Origin of the sequence: Kosmotoga pacifica (assembly GCF_001027025.1) — a bacterium.
Classification (GTDB): domain Bacteria; phylum Thermotogota; class Thermotogae; order Petrotogales; family Kosmotogaceae; genus Kosmotoga_B; species Kosmotoga_B pacifica.
In genome coordinates, this window is sequence record NZ_CP011232.1 from 974,955 (window position 1) to 991,611 (window position 16,657).

General features: G+C 43.2%; 18 protein-coding genes and 1 pseudogene. 10 read left to right on the plus strand and 9 right to left on the minus strand.

Annotation, left to right across the window (positions count from 1 at the left end; translation table 11 throughout):
- Positions 1 to 118: 118 nt before the first annotated feature.
- The 8 genes and pseudogenes from IX53_RS04480 (at position 119) to infB (ending at position 7,178) form a co-directional block, all read left to right on the plus strand.
- Positions 119 to 1,279 carry an RNA polymerase factor sigma-54 gene (locus IX53_RS04480; RefSeq protein WP_047754323.1) on the plus strand — a complete coding sequence of 387 codons (1,161 nt, stop codon included), beginning with the start codon at positions 119 to 121 and terminating at the stop codon, positions 1,277 to 1,279.
- Positions 1,276 to 1,923, plus strand: coding sequence for a thiamine diphosphokinase (locus IX53_RS04485; RefSeq protein ID WP_047754324.1), 648 nt, complete (start codon positions 1,276 to 1,278; stop codon positions 1,921 to 1,923). The genes IX53_RS04480 and IX53_RS04485 overlap by 4 nt, the downstream gene beginning before the upstream one ends.
- On the plus strand, positions 1,905 to 2,444 hold the full coding sequence (gene yfcE, locus IX53_RS04490) for a phosphodiesterase (RefSeq protein WP_047754325.1): 540 nt from the start codon (positions 1,905 to 1,907) through the stop codon (positions 2,442 to 2,444). Before IX53_RS04485 ends, yfcE begins: the two co-directional genes overlap by 19 nt.
- Positions 2,441 to 4,009: an alpha/beta hydrolase-fold protein gene (locus IX53_RS04495; protein ID WP_082128471.1), complete on the plus strand. Its 1,569-nt coding sequence runs from the start codon at positions 2,441 to 2,443 to the stop codon at positions 4,007 to 4,009. Before yfcE ends, IX53_RS04495 begins: the two co-directional genes overlap by 4 nt.
- Positions 4,010 to 4,110: 101 nt before the next feature.
- Positions 4,111 to 4,746 carry an MBL fold metallo-hydrolase gene (locus tag IX53_RS04500; protein WP_047754326.1) on the plus strand — a complete coding sequence of 212 codons (636 nt, stop codon included), beginning with the start codon at positions 4,111 to 4,113 and terminating at the stop codon, positions 4,744 to 4,746.
- A gap of 91 nt (positions 4,747 to 4,837) precedes the next feature.
- Positions 4,838 to 5,113 (plus strand): L7Ae/L30e/S12e/Gadd45 family ribosomal protein, encoded by a 276-nt coding sequence (locus tag IX53_RS04505; RefSeq protein WP_245612763.1) that lies wholly within the window; start codon positions 4,838 to 4,840, stop codon positions 5,111 to 5,113.
- Positions 5,091 to 5,180, plus strand: a pseudogene (locus tag IX53_RS11110) (translation initiation factor IF-2 N-terminal domain-containing protein); the annotation flags it as partial. The gene IX53_RS04505 and the pseudogene IX53_RS11110, both read left to right, overlap by 23 nt.
- Before the next feature lie 207 nt (positions 5,181 to 5,387).
- Positions 5,388 to 7,178 (plus strand): translation initiation factor IF-2, encoded by a 1,791-nt coding sequence (infB, locus tag IX53_RS04510; protein WP_420811584.1) that lies wholly within the window; start codon positions 5,388 to 5,390, stop codon positions 7,176 to 7,178.
- Here infB and IX53_RS04515 read toward each other — a convergent pair.
- From IX53_RS04515 to IX53_RS04535, 5 genes are read right to left on the minus strand one after another with little or no spacing between them, the layout of a single operon-like run.
- Positions 7,175 to 7,375 carry a hypothetical protein gene (locus IX53_RS04515; RefSeq protein ID WP_047754329.1) on the minus strand — a complete coding sequence of 67 codons (201 nt, stop codon included), beginning with the start codon at positions 7,373 to 7,375 and terminating at the stop codon, positions 7,175 to 7,177. The genes infB and IX53_RS04515 overlap by 4 nt on opposite strands.
- A 39-nt stretch (positions 7,376 to 7,414) precedes the next feature.
- Positions 7,415 to 7,870 (minus strand): hypothetical protein, encoded by a 456-nt coding sequence (locus tag IX53_RS04520; RefSeq protein WP_047754330.1) that lies wholly within the window; start codon positions 7,868 to 7,870, stop codon positions 7,415 to 7,417.
- A complete protein-coding gene (locus tag IX53_RS04525) occupies positions 7,863 to 8,741 on the minus strand; it encodes a DUF4895 domain-containing protein (protein ID WP_047754331.1) in 879 nt (292 codons plus the stop codon). Before IX53_RS04525 ends, IX53_RS04520 begins: the two co-directional genes overlap by 8 nt.
- Positions 8,738 to 9,931, minus strand: a complete 1,194-nt coding sequence (locus IX53_RS04530) for a vWA domain-containing protein (protein WP_245612764.1) — start codon at positions 9,929 to 9,931, stop codon at positions 8,738 to 8,740. Before IX53_RS04530 ends, IX53_RS04525 begins: the two co-directional genes overlap by 4 nt.
- Position 9,932: 1 nt before the next feature.
- The gene (locus IX53_RS04535; RefSeq protein WP_047754333.1) at positions 9,933 to 11,018 is read right to left on the minus strand and encodes an AAA family ATPase; all 1,086 of its coding nucleotides are present in this window, start codon (positions 11,016 to 11,018) and stop codon (positions 9,933 to 9,935) included.
- Positions 11,019 to 11,530: 512 nt separating this feature from the next.
- Between IX53_RS04535 and IX53_RS04540 the strand changes: the two genes are divergently transcribed.
- On the plus strand, positions 11,531 to 11,752 hold the full coding sequence (locus tag IX53_RS04540) for a DUF4258 domain-containing protein (protein ID WP_218916088.1): 222 nt from the start codon (positions 11,531 to 11,533) through the stop codon (positions 11,750 to 11,752).
- Positions 11,753 to 11,791: 39 nt separating this feature from the next.
- Here IX53_RS04540 and groL read toward each other — a convergent pair whose 3' ends face one another.
- The 4 genes from groL to pfkA form a co-directional block, all read right to left on the minus strand.
- A complete protein-coding gene (gene groL, locus IX53_RS04545) occupies positions 11,792 to 13,411 on the minus strand; it encodes a chaperonin GroEL (RefSeq protein WP_047754335.1) in 1,620 nt (539 codons plus the stop codon).
- A 15-nt stretch (positions 13,412 to 13,426) separates the two neighbouring features.
- Complete coding sequence (gene groES / locus IX53_RS04550) at positions 13,427 to 13,696, minus strand: co-chaperone GroES (RefSeq protein WP_047754336.1); 270 nt, start codon at positions 13,694 to 13,696, stop codon at positions 13,427 to 13,429.
- Between the two features lie 195 nt (positions 13,697 to 13,891).
- The gene (gene pyk / locus IX53_RS04555; protein WP_047754337.1) at positions 13,892 to 15,310 is read right to left on the minus strand and encodes a pyruvate kinase; all 1,419 of its coding nucleotides are present in this window, start codon (positions 15,308 to 15,310) and stop codon (positions 13,892 to 13,894) included.
- Positions 15,311 to 15,325: 15 nt separating this feature from the next.
- Positions 15,326 to 16,285 (minus strand): 6-phosphofructokinase, encoded by a 960-nt coding sequence (gene pfkA, locus IX53_RS04560; RefSeq protein ID WP_047755449.1) that lies wholly within the window; start codon positions 16,283 to 16,285, stop codon positions 15,326 to 15,328.
- Between the two features lie 152 nt (positions 16,286 to 16,437).
- On the opposite strand from pfkA, the gene IX53_RS04565 reads away from it, so the two are divergent.
- Entirely contained in the window at positions 16,438 to 16,656 is a 219-nt protein-coding gene (locus IX53_RS04565; protein WP_047754338.1) for a putative signal transducing protein, read from the plus strand.
- Position 16,657: the final 1 nt, after the last annotated feature.

The window sequence follows — 16,657 nt, forward strand, 5'->3', positions numbered from 1 at the left end:
CATGATGTATCTGTCACTGGTATGAACGGATTTATACCGGAATTTTGTAGGTTCAAAGATATGGATCCTCAGAAAAAGTGTTGCAGAACCAAAATTCTTTGAATAGCATGGTGATATCATGAGACTGAATCATGAACTTTCCCAGCGTCTTGAACAGAAACTTGGATTGTCTCTGAAAGTGCAACAGGCACTTAAACTTCTTCAACTCAACCATCTGGAGCTGAAAGCTGAATTGAGCGAACTTATCGAAGGGAATCCCTTGCTCGAGCTCGAGAGGGATGAATATGAGCTGTTGCTAGATGAAATTGAGGAAGAGGAAGAAGACTATTATGATTCCGGAACGGATTACAATATCTATATGAGGGAAACCCGCGAGGATTTTCAAGGTTGGGATTTTGATAGGCTTGAAGGTCCTCAACCTTCTTTTGAAGAGATACTCTCTGAATTAGCTTATTATTTGCTTGAGGACGAGGAACTGCGAGCCTTCGAAGCCTTATTAGAAAATACCGACTCAAGAGGAATACTCCAAAAAAAGCTTTTAGAAATCTCAAATGAATATAATCTCTCACCAGAAGTGTTGAAAAAAGTCATCGATCAAATAAGGGATGCGGGATTCGAAGGTTTATTTGCTGAAAGCCTGGAGGAGATGCGAGAACTCAGGGGCGATGAAATCTTCCCTACCTCGGGCTATGAAGATGGAAATCCTACGAGATACATCGAACCAGAGATATATATCGACTTTATTGACGGTAGATTCATAGTGAATGTGCGTGATTGCGGACTCGCTCTCAAAGTTGACGACATTTATGAACGGTATCTTCAGGAAGAAAAGAGTGACGCCAGCAAATACCTCAACGAGAAGCTTCAAGAAGCTCATTTTTATATAAATGCGCTTGAAAAGAGAAGAACGATCTTACTCAACATTGGCCGGGAACTGATCAGAAAGAACAGCGCTTTCCTGCTGGGACGGACGAAAAGGCTCACCCCTCTGAAAATGACCGAAATAGCCGAGAAAAATGAGGTCGTCGTTTCCACTGTCAGTAGAGCGGTAAAGGGAAAATACGTCCAAACTCCCGTTGGTACCTTCCCACTGAGATATTTCTTCGGCAGTGTGCAGACACGTCAGAATGCAATGGAAATAATGGCTGAATTACTGAAGGAGAAGCCAGACCTCAGTGACTCAAAAATAGCGAGAATACTTCAGCAAAAGGGTATTAAAATTGCGAGGAGGACTGTCAACAAGTACAGACGAATATTATTCTCGGGAGATGTGAGATGAAGACAGCGGCAGTATTTCTCGGGGGAAAAAAGGATTCTTCAAAAAAATTCTTTAGAAAAATTGTCAACATCTCTGACTTTATTGTCGCAGTGGATTCTGGTGCTGAATATTTGAGGAAAATAGAGGTTGTTCCTGATCTGTTGATTGGTGATCTGGATTCTGTCTCCCCTGAAACATTAAATTGGTGTGTTTCAAATGGTGTAGAGACAATCAAATTCCCTCATGAGAAAGATGAAACGGATACGGAATTAGCCTTAATAGAGTTGAATAATCGCGGTTTCAATCGTGTGATATTGCTTACCGCCACAGGAGGAAGAGAAGACCATTTTCTGGCGACACTTATGTTACTGCTCAAGTTTTCTAAGGAAGAAATGGAAGTAAAGATACTCTCAGAGAGGGTAGAAATTGGACTCGTGCACGGATCCAAGACTTTTTCTGCTATCCCGGGCGAGACCTGGTCCATCTTTCCTTTCGGAAGTTTAGTCCCGGGAGTAACTTTAAAGGGGTTCAAATACGAGCTTGAAAACAGAGAAATGGCCTTTGACCAGCCGTTCGGGATTTCAAATACAGCCACAGCGAATGAAGTTACGATAGCAGCGGAAAAAGGGAAGGTGATATATTTCAGATGGTTAAAAGAATTCTAGTGGTTTCAGACACACACGGTTCCATCGTGAGATTCAATAGAATACTGGAAATCTCCGGAAATGTGGACCTGATAATTCACGCCGGGGATTATTTATATCACGGACCGAGAAACAGAATACCTGAAGGGTACAACCCAGCTGAGCTGGGAGCAAGGTTTAAAATGCTCAGAGATAAGTTGGTGGGAGTCCGGGGCAATTGCGATGCGGATGTTGATCTCATGATAATGGAAGTGAATGAGCTTCCCTGGCACAGATTGGAATGCATAAATTCTATGCGGTTTTTGATTTATCACGGTCATAGAACTGTTGAAATCGATGATGCTAACGTGGTCATAAGCGGACACTCCCACATTCATGAATTAAAAAAACACGATGGAAAGCTTATTTTGAATCCTGGTAGTCCTTCTTTACCCAAAGATTCAACATCGGGCACCTTTGGATTGATTGAATTTGGAAAGATTATGAGTGTATATATCTACGACCTCAACGGGGTAATTTTGAAGAGGGAGGTGTTGGGATGAAGAAGTTTTTCCCCTTTATTTTACTCCTTGTGCTTCTTGTCACTGCATGTTCTACGCAACAGTCTCAGAATAATGCTCCTAAAGTTCCTGTTGCAAAAGCGGGTGAGGTTCTTGTTACGTTTGTAGTCACATTACCTTCAAACACTCCTGAGGGGGATAGCATTTATATTGCAGGCAATTTCAATGATTGGAATCCTGGGGACAGAAAATACCGTTTGGAACGAACTGGTCTCGTAGCAAAAATAACCCTTCCCCTAAAAGCGGAGAGTACTATAGAATACAAGTACACCCGGGGAAATTGGGGTAAAGTTGAAAAGGGACCTCTGGGTGAGGAAATCAACAACAGGATACTCGAAGTAAAGAAAGAAGAAATAGTGAATGACAGTGTAGATTCATGGGCTGACCTGCCGCTACCAGGAGAAGAAACCGAAGAAGCCGTAGAACCAGCGGTACAGGGGGAAGTTGAAGTTACCTTTAGAGTGACTGTCCCGAATTATACACCCGATGATGCGGAAATTTATATTGGTGGCTCCTTCAATAATTGGAACCCAGGGGATCCAAAGACAAAAATGACGAAAATAGCGGAGAAGACCTATGAAATTACGCTCAAATTTGATGCGGGCACATTGGTCGAGTTTAAATTCACCCGTGGAAACTGGGAAACCGTTGAAAAAGGAGAGAAAGGTGAAGAGATATCCAATCGCGCAATCAAAGTAAAAGACCCCGGTGTTTATGAATTCGATGTCAAACACTGGCGAGACTTCGTCGAGAGGGGAGATATTGAAGTGGGTATTCCCCACACTCTAACGGGGCATTTCGAAAAATTTCAGTTATACTCTCCGGAGCTGAACAATGAAAGAACAATAATAGTCTACCTCCCTCCAAGCTATAAGAAAGATAAAGAAAAACGTTACCCCGTCCTTTACATGCACGACGGCCAAAATATTTTTGATACAGCCACTTCCTTTGTTGGCGAATGGGAAGTGGATGAAACCTGTGAGAGGTTAATAACCTTGGGTGAGCTTCGCGAACTCATTATTGTTGGTATATACAACACAGGAGAGCAGAGATTATCGGAATACTCTCCCTGGCCTTTCTCCGGGGATGGTTACAGCAGTGAAGGAAAAGGAGACCTGTATGTTGATTTCATAATCAATACGCTAAAACCCTATATAGATACCCATTTCAGAACTCTAACGGACAATGATAACACTGCAATTGCAGGTTCTTCAATGGGTGGATTGATATCTCTCTACGCAGGATTTAGGAATCCGGAAGTCTTTGGAATGGTCGGGGCAATGAGTTCCTCGTTCTGGATAACAGGTGGCAAGATCTTTGAGTTCGTTGAGAATGCAGGAGTCGATAATCTTAAACTCTATATAGACATAGGAACTGCTGAAGTTGAACAGGCTCTGAAAGACACGAGGAATATGATCGATCTCCTGAAGAAACTCGGTTACACAGATAAAAACCTTCTTTATGTGGAAGATGAAGGTGGCCTTCACAACGAACGATTTTGGGCGAAGCGTTTTCCGACAATGGTAAAGTTCTTCTTTGGCAAATAAACATATATTCTGAGAAAGAAAAGGGCGGTTAAGAAACCGCCCTTTTTTCTTCCAATACTCTACGATTAATGCATGTTATAATAATTGGAGGGGGTGGTACGATGAGGATAAAATGGCATGGTCATTCGTGTTTTTCCATCGAGAGTGGAGGTAAGATACTCCTAACCGACCCTTTTGACAAGTCGGTTGGTTACAAGATTCCCGATGTGAATCCGGATCTGATAACTGAGAGCCACCAGCACTTTGATCACAACGCCCACCACCTCTTGAAGGGAAATTTCGAGGTAATCGATAAGCTGGGAGAATATTCAAGAGATGGATTCGTGATAAAGGGCTATTTGACATACCATGACTCTTCGAGAGGTGCGGAAAGGGGCACAAACATTGTATTTGAGTTCACAACGCCTGATGGAATACGTATACTTCATCTTGGAGACCTTGGAGTCATACTCGAAAGAGACCTTATTAACAAAGTAAAAAACCCCGATATTCTTATGATTCCCGTTGGGGGTGTTTATACCATAGGGCCTTCAGAGGCCTTTGATCTTTCTAAGGAACTGGCTCCAAAGATCGTTATTCCAATGCATTTTAAAACCGAAGCGCTTAAATTCAAGCTAATTTCGCCAGAAGATTTCTTGAGTCACTTCGACAGTTATGAAGAGAAAGAAGAGCTCTTGATAACAAGCAGAGAAGAACTCTCAAAGCTAAATATGAAGGTGATCAAGCTCAAGTACTAAAAATATCGGAGGTGTTCGTATCAACGAAAAAAAAATATTATCGTACCTGGGCTTCGCCAGAAAAGCGAATAGGATTGTTTTTGGAAAAGAAATGATTCGCTCGTATCTGCGTGAAAACAGAAGAAAAAAAGTTCTGATCGTTGCCAGCGATACCAGCGATTCTATAAAGCTTGACTGGAGAAAGAGATGCCAGAGTCACGGTGCTTTTTATGTGGAACTTGAACATACGAATAAGCTCAATCTGGCCAGGGCCGTTGGTCTAAACAACATATCAGCTATCGGAATAACTGATGAGGGACTTGCGGCTGAAATTATTAAACTGGTCAGGCCCGGAGGTGAGGACAATGCCAAAGACCAGAGTGTATGAACTCGCAAAAAGATTAAAAATAAGCACGAGAGAGCTGTTGGATGAACTCGAAGAGCTCGGTGTTTCAGTGAAGAGCCATATGTCCATGCTAGATGATGAGACAGTGAACATAATTGCCAGCCTTTACGAAGAAGAAAAAAGAGAAGTACGCTCTGTAAAAGCTTCTGAAAAAAAGAAAGCAAAGAAGCTTGAAGAAGAGGAAGAAGAAATTATAGAAGAAGAGGAAAAAAAGAAGAAAGAAGAAGAGATACTCAAGGAAAAGATCAGAAAAACGGTGCATCTGAGTCCCGAAGAACTCAAACTCAACATACTGGCAGAAAAAATAAAGGTCCCACTTTCGAAGATCATTAAAGACCACTTTATGCGCGGCATTATACTCAGACCAGCTCAGGGAGTGAACCTTGAAGAAGCGAGACAGATTGCAGCTCAGTATGGCTGGAACATCGAACTCAAGGAAGAAAAAATTTCCGACCCCATTGAAGCTTTGAAAGAAAAATTTGATGAACTATACAAAGACGAATCAAAGCTTGTACAGAGGCCTCCTGTTGTAACAGTAATGGGACACGTAGACCATGGTAAGACAACTCTTCTAGACAGAATCAGAAAAACCACCGTAGCCGAAAAGGAAGTAGGAGGAATTACCCAGTCGATAGGTGCCTATCAGGCTGAAATCGATGGTAAAAAAATAACCTTCATAGATACTCCCGGCCATGAGGCTTTTACTGAAATGAGGGCGAGGGGCGCCCAAGCAACGGACATAGTCGTTCTAGTTGTAGCCGCGGACGACGGTGTAATGCCCCAAACAATTGAGGCATTTAACCATGCAAAAACGGCAAATGTCCCGATAATCGTAGCCATAAACAAAATAGACAAACCCAACGCGAATATCGATCTGACAAAGCAACAACTTGCTTCTAAATTGGGACTTGTCCCAGAAGACTGGGGCGGAGATACCATTGTTGTTCCCATCTCCGCGAAGATGGGCAAAGGCATCGATGAGCTGCTCGAAATGATACTTCTTGTGGCCGAAATGAGTGAGATAAAGTGCATTCCGCAGGGAAATGCCCGTGGTGTCATAATTGAATCAGAACTCGATAAAGGCGTCGGCCCTCTGGCGACAGCCATAATTAAAGACGGGATAATCAAACCGGGAGATTACATTGTGGCTGGTTCGACACATGGTAAAGTCAGAGCCCTCAGAGACGAAAAAGGTAGAAAAGTGAAAAATGCAGGCCCTTCTGACCCCGTTCAAATAATAGGGTTCGAAGAAGTTCCCGATATGCATGAAATACTATATGTCGTTGATAGCCTTGATCAGGCGAGAGAAATCTCTGCCTTTGTTAAGGAAAGGCAAAAGAAGGAAAGAATGGTTAAAGGCAAAAAGCACGTCAGGCTCGAAGAATTCATGAGAATCTCGGGAGAGGGAGAAAGGAAGATACTGAACCTCATCATCAAGTCTGATTCCTTCGGGGCTGTTGAGGCTTTAAAGCAGGCTATTGCCAAACTGGAAACTGAGGAGGTTCACATAGAAATTGTCCATTCTGGTATTGGTCCGGTGAATGGCAGTGACGTTATGCTTGCAGCCGCTTCCGATGCAGTCATCATAGGATACAAAGTGAAACCAGATAGTCAGGCACGATCTCAAGCTGAAGAGGAAGGTGTACAGATAAAGATATACGAGATCATTTTCGATTTGATAGATGATCTGAAGAAAGCTCTTGAGGGGCTTCTCGAACCGGAAGAAGTGGACGAAGTCGTTGGTCATGGTGAAGTAAAGCAGGTCTTTAAAATCAAGAAACTCGGTAACATAGCAGGTGTCCAGCTCCAAAATGGTTATGTTACAAAAGACGGCTTTGTCAGGGTATATAGACGAAACGAAGAAATCTTCGATGGAAAGATAGAATCGTTGAAACACTATAAGGAAGAAGTCAACAGGGTGGATGCCCCTAAAGAATGCGGAATCAAGCTACTATCTTTTGACGATATACAAGAAGGAGATAAGCTCGAATTTCATGTTAAAAGACAGGTGAAAAGGACGCTAGAATTCAAAGACGGAGGGAACTAATCCCCTCCGTCTTTTTCTTCTTTCTCACCGAACTTTTTATAAACAAGATATCTGATATAAATGAGTAAGATTATTCCACCTGCAGTAACTCCCATCATAAGGAACTTTCCTGTAAAAAGCAGCCCAACAAGCAAAAAGACCAGAATGAAAACCAGGAGAAAATACATAATATCGAAAACGCCGAGGAGTTTCTTCATCCAATCACCTCACTGACTGCTGTTTAAACACCCTTCAACTCAACCTTTTTGAGGCATTTCATACCTGAGACCGTTCGCTGAAATGTTTACATATAACTTCATGTTTCTAACTTCCATAAATCTGCCTCTTTCATTCATCATTGAAAGTTTCTCATCACTAACAAGAGGGGAAAGGTGAACCCTCGAAAATTTCTTATACATTTCTATCAGGTCTTCCCTTACGATGGGCAAGCCTATGGTCGCCACCACTCCTCTCAAGAACAGGTATTCGACGACAGTCGGAACGAAGAGTTCCTTATCCTTCAACAATACGAGCTCATGTGACAGGTTGAATAACGGTGTGCCTTCGAGAGATTCGTAGAGTCTGTACCTGTCAAAGCTCTCAGAATCGAAAAGGCAAATTCTTCCACTATATGAGATGAAGTCCGAGGCTTTGAAAGACCTGAACACTTTTTTCGACGGAGGATATTGTATTTTGATAAATGGCTTAATCATCTTTGAACCCTTCTTCGAATGGTAATGTCTTGACAGAATCAATCATCGCTTCAATAGCCCTTTTTATACTTTTTCTGTACATTTCATAAAAAGGTTCAAGATTTCTGTAAACTTCAAGAGAATCTATCAAATCAACTTCGTACGCGCTCGTGGCTACTCCGGAGAAATTCATGTCAGGTGAAACATTCGACGCCCTCAAAATGTTCTGTTTCTTCACCACAAGGCTTCTAAATAACCTTGACAGCTCAATAATTATTGATAAATCAAGATTGTGACTAAGGCGGGGCAGTCCTGTTACGATCTTCACTCTGTCCTCCGTTGGATAAACGAAGATCTCTCCATGTCTCAACTTCACCCATCTCTTGAAATATTTACAATAAAAATCGAACAGTTCATCATCCATTTTCTCCGCCACTTTATAAAAATTCCTGCCTGCCAGAGAGGCCTTCAGCATCTCTCGCTTTAACAATCTTTCATTGCCACAAAAAGCTACAAAATGAACTCTCAGCGGTGACTGAAGTATTATTCTTGAGACCGTTACCTTTGCTTCGGGAAATAACTTTTTATACAGCTTACTGAGGGCCTCCGTAACTCGTGAGGGAGGGTACCTGTAGATAGAACTCATTCGCTTCATTGGAGTCACAGAAGACAGCCCCAAAAATCCCCTTCCTTCCTCATCAATAAATAGAGACAGTGTTGGGGCACTATCTCTAGCATCATCCACGATTGAGGTAATGAAGTGCCCAAATTCGGTTCCAAGAACCGATTGCCTATCTCTAAGAATCAGTGCTTCATCAGCGTAAAAAGCCTTATGCTGAGAGTAAAATTCGTTGAACAGGTCTTTTAGAACGTTTGGCCCACGAAAGATCACTTGAGGATCACCACCGAAGAATTACCGTATATCTTTTTTGCATCTTCAAGAAATTCAGGATTGTAATGCCTGGAAAGCACGAAGATAACCTTCCTCTTAACATGGGGTAAATCTGTGAAGCCGTCCGTGAAAATGATTAATCCTTCCGGTCTCAATTCTCTCTGTGCGTAGTCGATGGCAGGTTGAAGATTCGTCTCCCCTTTACCAATGAGTTTTAGATCCTTCCACATGCCCCTTCCATACTTTGTTACCGCCTGAACAGCTTCATCAACTTGAATCAACCATATCTTTGAATCCGTAAGGCGGGTGAGCATATCGATTTCACTGAAAAAGGCATTGAACTCCTCATCGACAATGCTACCGCTCGTATCGAGTATTATGACCAGTTTTGCCGCGTAATCGTTTCTCCAACCAGGCTGGTCTTCATACCGCCTATTCGGCCAAAGTGGGGTCCTATACCTGCCAATGTACTGCGCCGAACCGAAAAAGCTTCTGATCATAGTCCTCCAGTCCAGTAATGGCTTATTCAGAAATAGCGAAATGGAAGCTTCAATGCCTTCCGGTATACCGTCTTTCGCCTTTTCATAAGTTTCCGAAACGATGTTCTTCAACAATTCTTCAATGAACTCTCTGGGTAATTCAAAATCGCCAAAACTCTCGTGAGAATCGGCCATTTCAATATTTTCTTCCAGCAGTTCAAGATCGACAGTTTTGTTCTTTTTCATAAACTCCAGACCCCACTGGAAATAAAATTCTGCCGTCTCTCCAGGTATAGATGCCGGCGGAGCAACAAAAAAACGCTCGTTATCAGTACCGCACCCTTCCATGAGAAGCTGATCCATCGGAAGGCTGAAAGCGTCGAGAACCGGTATGTATTGATTAATAGCAGCATCCATGGATAAATCCCACAAAGCTTTGTACCTGCTATTCTTCACCGGTATCAAAATATGCCCATTTATTATATGAAAGCACTCGTGCTCCAACAGGGCCTGTACCATTTCTATAGGTTTGGAAGAAAGGACTTCTGGGTTGTAATAGAGCTGTATGTTCCCTTCTCCAGAGATCCTCAGACTGAAGGTCCGCACTTTAGAAGTAGGAATTCGTTCAATATGCATAAAAAGATAGTTATAAAAAGGACTCTTCCTTGCGAGTTCCACTACCGCTTCTTCTACTACAGAAGCTCTGGGCACGCTATCCCCTCTTTTCAAGATAATCGAGAATATCTCCATCCACTGCCAGTTCTTCAAGCAATTTCTCATAAAAGGCTCTCTTCAAGCCTTTTTCGTTCTCGAGTCTGAAAGCAATATGTCTGACAATCGAAAAGAAAGAATCTCTGGGTATAAGTTTCTTTAGCCAGAGAAGGTTCTTGGAGATAATTCCAACTTTTTCATAGTAATCTTTCAGTTCGAGATCATTCAGTTCCGAAAGGTGCTTTGTCACCCTCGTAACGAGGGAATTCACCGCCGTAATGTCAAAGGCTTTTATTCTTTCTATAGTGGAGTCTGAAAGTTCGAGGAGGATATCTGCTGGACGGGGGATATTGGCAATGCCTTTGACTCTATTGATAAATGTCCTTGCCGCCTCAGGTCCGACAATCCCGGCGGCAAGGATATATCCGAACCTTTCGAATCCTTTCCTATCGAGGTTCTTTATGACCCTACCGAGTTTGTACCAACTCCGTGGACTGGGGCGTAAATCCAATCTCATCGAAACCAGTCTGTCTTTTGTAAGGAATTCTGGATATTCTTCAATGAAATCCGTAACTTCTTCCGGGACTCCTATCTTTTGAGACCAATCGATCCATTCCTTCGGGTCTGGCGTAATTTCGAGATGGAAGAACCGGGACATAAACGCCGGGTCTGTTATGAGTTCTACCTGATCGTATTCTTCATCGGGGGGATTGGCCGCAGCCATGATCCAGGCACCCTCAGGTAACACGTGGTTGTGTATCCGTCTATCTATCAAGAGCTGCATTATAGCGTTCCTTATAGAGCGGTGTGCCCTGTTTATTTCGTCAATCAAGATGATAACGTTCCCATCTTCCGGCCACCAATCAGGTTTCAAAAAGACTGTCTTTTCGTTCCCCCTGGCCGGCATTCCAATCAGGTCCCCCGGTTCCATCTGGGAGATAACAAGGATAATCAACTTTCTCCCTGTTTCCCTGGCCAATTCTTTGGCAAGGTCGGTCTTTCCGACCCCAAAATGTCCCCAAATCAAAGGGATTTCGCCGGATTCCATTATCACTCTACTGAGGTATTTCACATCCTGAACACGCATTCTATCCCTCCATAATCCGCTTTCAACCATCATTATAGCATAGTATTTTTATTCCTAGCCACAGGTTCTCAAACAACAGAGTCATGGGAATAATGGCCCCAAACAGCAGCTGAAAAGCATGGGGGGGCCGGTGCCGTACTGACGCTCCAATATCCTGCCAATTAAAGTGAGGGAGAAAATAATGCACTGAACTCATGCGAAAGTTCAAAGATGTGTTCAAAATTGGGGATAAAGAACATCCTGAGGTAGAATGGTAGAGATAGCAAAATAATGAGTAAGAACCCTGATATAACAGGGATCAGGATGAATCCCTTCATCCCGTATCTCATAAGGTTGTGAACCCGTTCCCTTATCCGTCATTTAATTAGAATAAAAAAGCTTCACCATACTTCATCTTAAGTCAGGTGTTTGTAGTGTCGGTCTTTTTTATTATTGTTGCTTTAATAATTTTAGCACTAGTACTCGAAAGATCTCCAAGAAAACATTCCCGTACCCGGGAACAAAAAATCGATTTGGGGAACATCAGGTTTACTCCCCACGCTTTACAACGACTCAATGAACGCGGAATTTCCACTGAAACTGTTATAAATGTTATCAGTGATCCTTCCTCGCAAGCCACTATTGAGGAAAATGGAAATATCAGGGTACAGAAAGCTGGACTCGTGATTATATTCAGAAAAGAAATAAATGGAATCCTCGTTGTTACTGTCTTCAGAGATGAGAATAAAAAATAAAAATGGGAGGGAATATTCCCTCCCATTACTTCTCTCAGATCAATATTCAGGCATCGGTGGAGTAGTTTCTTTCTTTTCCTCGGGTTTTTCAACGATAGCCGCTTCGGTTGTAAGGAGGATACCCGCGATGGAAGCAGCATTCTGCAAAGCACTCCTGGTAACCTTTACAGGATCGACAATGCCAGCTTCGAACATATTCACGAACCTGTCATTCAATGCATCATAACCATGAGTGGTATCTTCAAGTTCCAGTACTTTATGGACGATAACAGCACCATCAAGACCGGCATTGGCGGCTATCTGTCTCATGGGCATGTCAAGAGACTTGTAGACGATCTGCACACCGATCTTCATGTCGGGATCTTCAGTCTCATTGAGCAGCTTCTCCACAGCTTTCTTTGCCCTTACGAGAGCAACTCCACCACCAGCAATGATTCCTTCTTCGACAGCCGCTCTTGTAGCGCTGAGGGCGTCTTCTATTCTGTGTTTCTTTTCTTTGAGTTCGGTCTCTGTTGCAGCACCAACTTTAATCACTGCAACACCACCAGAGAGTTTCGCGAGTCTTTCCTGAAGTGTTTCTTTTTCATAATCAGAGGTTGTCTGTTCAATCTGTGCCTTGATCTGTCCGACTCTTTGCTTGATCTTTTCGGGATCACCTTTTCCATCGACTATGATTGTGTCGTCTTTTTTGACTTTGACCATGCCAGCAGTACCGAGATCCTCGATAGAAACGTTCTCAAGGGTAAGTCCTACTTCTTCACTGATAACTGTACCGCCCGTCAGGATAGCAATGTCCTGAAGCATGGCCTTTCTCCTATCGCCAAAACCAGGAGCTTTAATGGCTATGGATTCAAGAGTACCTCTGAGCTTGTTGAGCACCAGAGTAGAAAGGGCCTCGCCTTCGACATCTTCGGCGATAATAACCAGAGGTTTACCAGTCTGAGCTACTTTTTCCAGTATCGGGACAATGGGCTTGACCGCGGAGAGTTTTTTATCGGTAATGAGGATGTATGGCTCCTTGATAACGGCTTCCATCTTTTCAGGATCCGTCACGAAGTAAGGAGAGATGTAGCCTCTATCGAACTGCATACCCTCGACAAATTCAACGTAAGTCTCCAGAGTCTTCGAGTCTTCAACCGTGATTACACCATCTTCACCAACTTTGTCCATCGCTTCCGCGATGAGCTCACCGATATCAGGGTCATTTGCAGATATAGCGGCAACATGGGCGATATCCTCGCGGCTGGAGAGTTTCTTGGACATTGCGCGAATTTCTTCAACCGCTTTCTCAACCGCCTTTTCTATACCCCTCTTTATGAGGATCGGATTTGCGCCCGCAGTTACGTTCTTGAGTCCTTCTTTGATCATAGCCTGGGCCAGGACTGTGGCCGTTGTTGTACCATCACCGGCTATGTCATTTGTCTTGGAAGCAACTTCTTTAACGAGCTGCGCACCAAGATTTTCAAATTTATCTTCCAGTTCAATTTCCTTAGCAATGGAAACACCGTCATTCGTTATTGTGGGAGAACCCCAACTTTTTTCGAGCACAACGTTTCTACCCTTGGGGCCGAGAGTTATTTTCACAGCATTAGCAACCGCGTCTACTCCCTTTTCAAGAGCTGTCCTTGCTTCCTCACTGAACCTGATTATTTTAGGCATTCAGACTACCCCCTTTCAATCCTCAATTTTTGCCAGAATGTCATCCTGATCAATGACAATGAAGTCTTCATCATCAATTTTTATCTCTGTTCCAGCATATTTGGAGAAGATAACCTTGTCACCGGCCTTGATGTCAAGGTCTTCAACATCCTTACCAACTTCGATAACCTCTGCCTTCATTGGTTTCTCCTTGGCCGTATCGGGAAGGACAATACCTCCCTCAGTCTTTCTCTCTTCTTTGATAGGCTTAATGAGTAACCTTGACCCTAATGGAATAACTTTCATAGAACGACCTCCTTTCCTTCATCAAGAAATTTAGCACTCTCAGCTTTAGTTTGCTAATGTAATGATAAAACAAAATGCGGACATCTTCAATCCGAAAATTAAGCTATAATATGAAAATATTTGTTATACTCGCCAAATATTCCCGATTATACAAATAAAACTTTGCATTTCATGCAAGATTATCAAACTACCTCGCTAAACCTTTTCAAGTTTAAGCATGTTGGTCGAGTGCGCTACTCCCAAAGGGACACCTGCCGTGATTATGAAGTGGTCTCCCGTCTTTATTAGTTCCATTTCTCGTGCCTTTTGCCCCGCGATTTTTACCATTTCGTCAATACTGGAACCTATCTCCTGAAGAAGCGGTAAAACACCCCAGATCAGTGAAAGGCGATAGTAAGTCCTCACATTTGGTGTAACTGCAAGGATCGTAGACCTCGGTCTGAAACCTGAAACATTAATCGCTGTATGACCTGAATATGTCGAAGATACAATTAACTTGACTTTCAAGCTTTCCGTTATATCCCATGCCGCTCTGCAAATAGCGTCTGTATGATCGTCGGTATCAACATCCTGACGCGTCCATTGAAGTATGTGGGGGTTATTCATAAGATAACTTTCCGTGGATAACGCGGTTTTATTCATTACACTAACCGCCTCGATGGGGTATTTACCAATGGAAGTCTCTGCTGAAAGCATTATAGCATCCGTACCATCAAGAATGGCGTTTGAAATGTCTGCTGTCTCTGCCCTCGTGGGCACCGGGTTTTCAATCATAGATTCCAGCATCTGGGTCGCTGTGATAACGGGTATTCTGTGCTTATTACCTGTTTTAATAATTCTTTTCTGAGCTACCGGGACCTCTTCAACCGGGATTTCAACACCAAGATCTCCACGTGCCACCATAAGGCCATCACTTACGGCAGCAATTTCTTCAATCCTCAATAGAGCCTGGGATGTTTCAATTTTTGAAATAACAGGTATATCAGAACCGTTTTGCGCAATTATCTCTTTGGCTTCGAGAACATCCTCGGGTTTTCTTACAAAAGAAAGCGCAAAATAATCCACACCTTCCTCAATTCCCAGTTTTATATATTCTCTGTCCTTTTCAGTAACCGCAGCAATACTCAGGTCTATGCCGGGTACGTTTATTCCGCGGTGATGAGTGATTTCCCCTGAGTTCAGCACTTTGGTCATAATCGCCGTTCTGGACGTTTTAAGAACTCTAAGCTTGATTTTTCCATCGTTAAGGAGGATCGTATCACCCGGTTCGACTTCCTCAGGTAAACGTGGATAATTTATGCTCACCCTGCTACTGTCTCCTATTATTTCCTCCGTTGTCAAAAGGAAATCCTGACCCTTCCGCAGAAGTACGATTTCTTCATTGAAACTACCCGTTCTCAATTTCGGACCGGATAGATCCAAAAGGATCGCTACTGGAATACCTAACCTGTCCCTGATTTTTTTTATGCTATTGATTCTTTCCCTGTGATGTGCTGGTGTGTCGTGGGAAGTATTCAACCGTGCGACATTCATACCTGAAAGAATGAGCTTTTCTATCATTTCTGGAGATTCGGTAGCAGGACCGATAGTACAAACAATTTTCGTTTTTCTCATGGACATTCCTCCGTGTCACGAAAGAATATCAGCCATCTTTATGAGGGTTTCGTCCAATTCTTTCTTTTCAGAAAGAACTTTGGAATAAGGAACCCTGACCATTTTGCCTGACTGAAGTGCAATCATCACACCAAACTCACCGTCTTTTATAGACTGAATTGCCTCGTAACCCATACGAGAAGCGAGTATTCTGTCAAAGGCTGTTGGCGAACCACCTCTCTGGACGTGACCAAGGATGGTAATCCTCGTTTCGTAACCAATGCGATGTTCCATGTGCCTTGCAACAGTGTAGGCGCTCGCGGCCCCTTCTGCGACAACGATTATACAGTTGATCTTTCCCCTCTTCCGCTCATTCCAGATCTTCTCCGCTATAGCCTCGTAGTTCACAGGTCTTTCGGGTATTATTATGGCTTCTGCTCCAGTAGCTATACCCGCTGTAAGGGCAACGTACCCTGAACTCCTGCCCATGACTTCCACCACGAAGGCTCTTTCATGCGAAGAAGCGGTATCTTTCAATTTTTGTATGTTTTCAACACAGGTATTTAAGCACGTATCAACACCTATACACATATCAGTGTACGCTATATCGTTGTCTATTGTGCCGGGTATACCGACAGAAGGAATGCCTGTTTCTTCCATCAAAAGCATCGCTCCAGTGAGGCTCCCCTCTCCGCCAATAACGACCAGCGCATCTATTCCATGCTTTCTAAGTATTTCAGCAGCTCTTGCCCGCCCTTGCTCTGTTCTGAACTCTTCACAGCGCGAGGTTCGAAGAATGGTTCCACCTTTTTCCATGATGCCTCCTACCGCGGAATAATTCATCTCGAACATATCCTCGTCGAGGAGTCCGGAATAGCCTCGTTTTATACCAACTACTTCATATCCTTCCGTTACGGCCGTTCTTACAGCCGAGCGGACCGCAGCGTTCATACCTGGTGCGTCTCCACCACTCGTGAGTACTGCTATTTTCTTTATCATGCCATCGACCTCCCGAGTATACTCAAGTAAATTTAAATCCGGCGTGATTATAGCACATTAATCGCCATATCTCATTTAAGCTAAGGCTTTATGTTGATTAACTAAGCTTGTCGGCGGTGCTATAATTGTTCGGGAGCGAGGTGAACACTATGAAAAAGTTAAAGGAAACCATTCCGCTTTACGAAGCAGAATTGATAAAGGGTATTCTTGAAAATGAAGGCATTGTGGTTGAACTACGCTCTTCACAGGTTGTTTACACTGATAGTGTTGTCTTCGGTGAGGGTTCCCTCACAGATGTGTGGGTACCCGAAGAAATGCTGAAAAGAGCTGAAAAAATTCTTGAAGAATATAAAGGAAAGGAGCTGTAGT

Coding starts and splice junctions, on each gene's coding strand:
- IX53_RS04500 (WP_047754326.1), top strand. CDS start 4,111: ATGAGGATAAAATGGCATGGTCATTCGTGTTTTTCCATCGAGAGTGGA.
- groL (WP_047754335.1), bottom strand. CDS start 13,411: ATGCCTAAAATAATCAGGTTCAGTGAGGAAGCAAGGACAGCTCTTGAA.
- IX53_RS04485 (WP_047754324.1), top strand. CDS start 1,276: ATGAAGACAGCGGCAGTATTTCTCGGGGGAAAAAAGGATTCTTCAAAA.
- IX53_RS04535 (WP_047754333.1), bottom strand. CDS start 11,018: ATGCGTGTTCAGGATGTGAAATACCTCAGTAGAGTGATAATGGAATCC.
- IX53_RS04505 (WP_245612763.1), top strand. CDS start 4,838: ATGATTCGCTCGTATCTGCGTGAAAACAGAAGAAAAAAAGTTCTGATC.
- IX53_RS04480 (WP_047754323.1), top strand. CDS start 119: ATGAGACTGAATCATGAACTTTCCCAGCGTCTTGAACAGAAACTTGGA.
- IX53_RS04520 (WP_047754330.1), bottom strand. CDS start 7,870: ATGATTAAGCCATTTATCAAAATACAATATCCTCCGTCGAAAAAAGTG.
- yfcE (WP_047754325.1), top strand. CDS start 1,905: ATGGTTAAAAGAATTCTAGTGGTTTCAGACACACACGGTTCCATCGTG.
- IX53_RS04515 (WP_047754329.1), bottom strand. CDS start 7,375: ATGAAGAAACTCCTCGGCGTTTTCGATATTATGTATTTTCTCCTGGTT.
- pyk (WP_047754337.1), bottom strand. CDS start 15,310: ATGAGAAAAACGAAAATTGTTTGTACTATCGGTCCTGCTACCGAATCT.
- IX53_RS04565 (WP_047754338.1), top strand. CDS start 16,438: ATGAAAAAGTTAAAGGAAACCATTCCGCTTTACGAAGCAGAATTGATA.
- IX53_RS04495 (WP_082128471.1), top strand. CDS start 2,441: ATGAAGAAGTTTTTCCCCTTTATTTTACTCCTTGTGCTTCTTGTCACT.
- groES (WP_047754336.1), bottom strand. CDS start 13,696: ATGAAAGTTATTCCATTAGGGTCAAGGTTACTCATTAAGCCTATCAAA.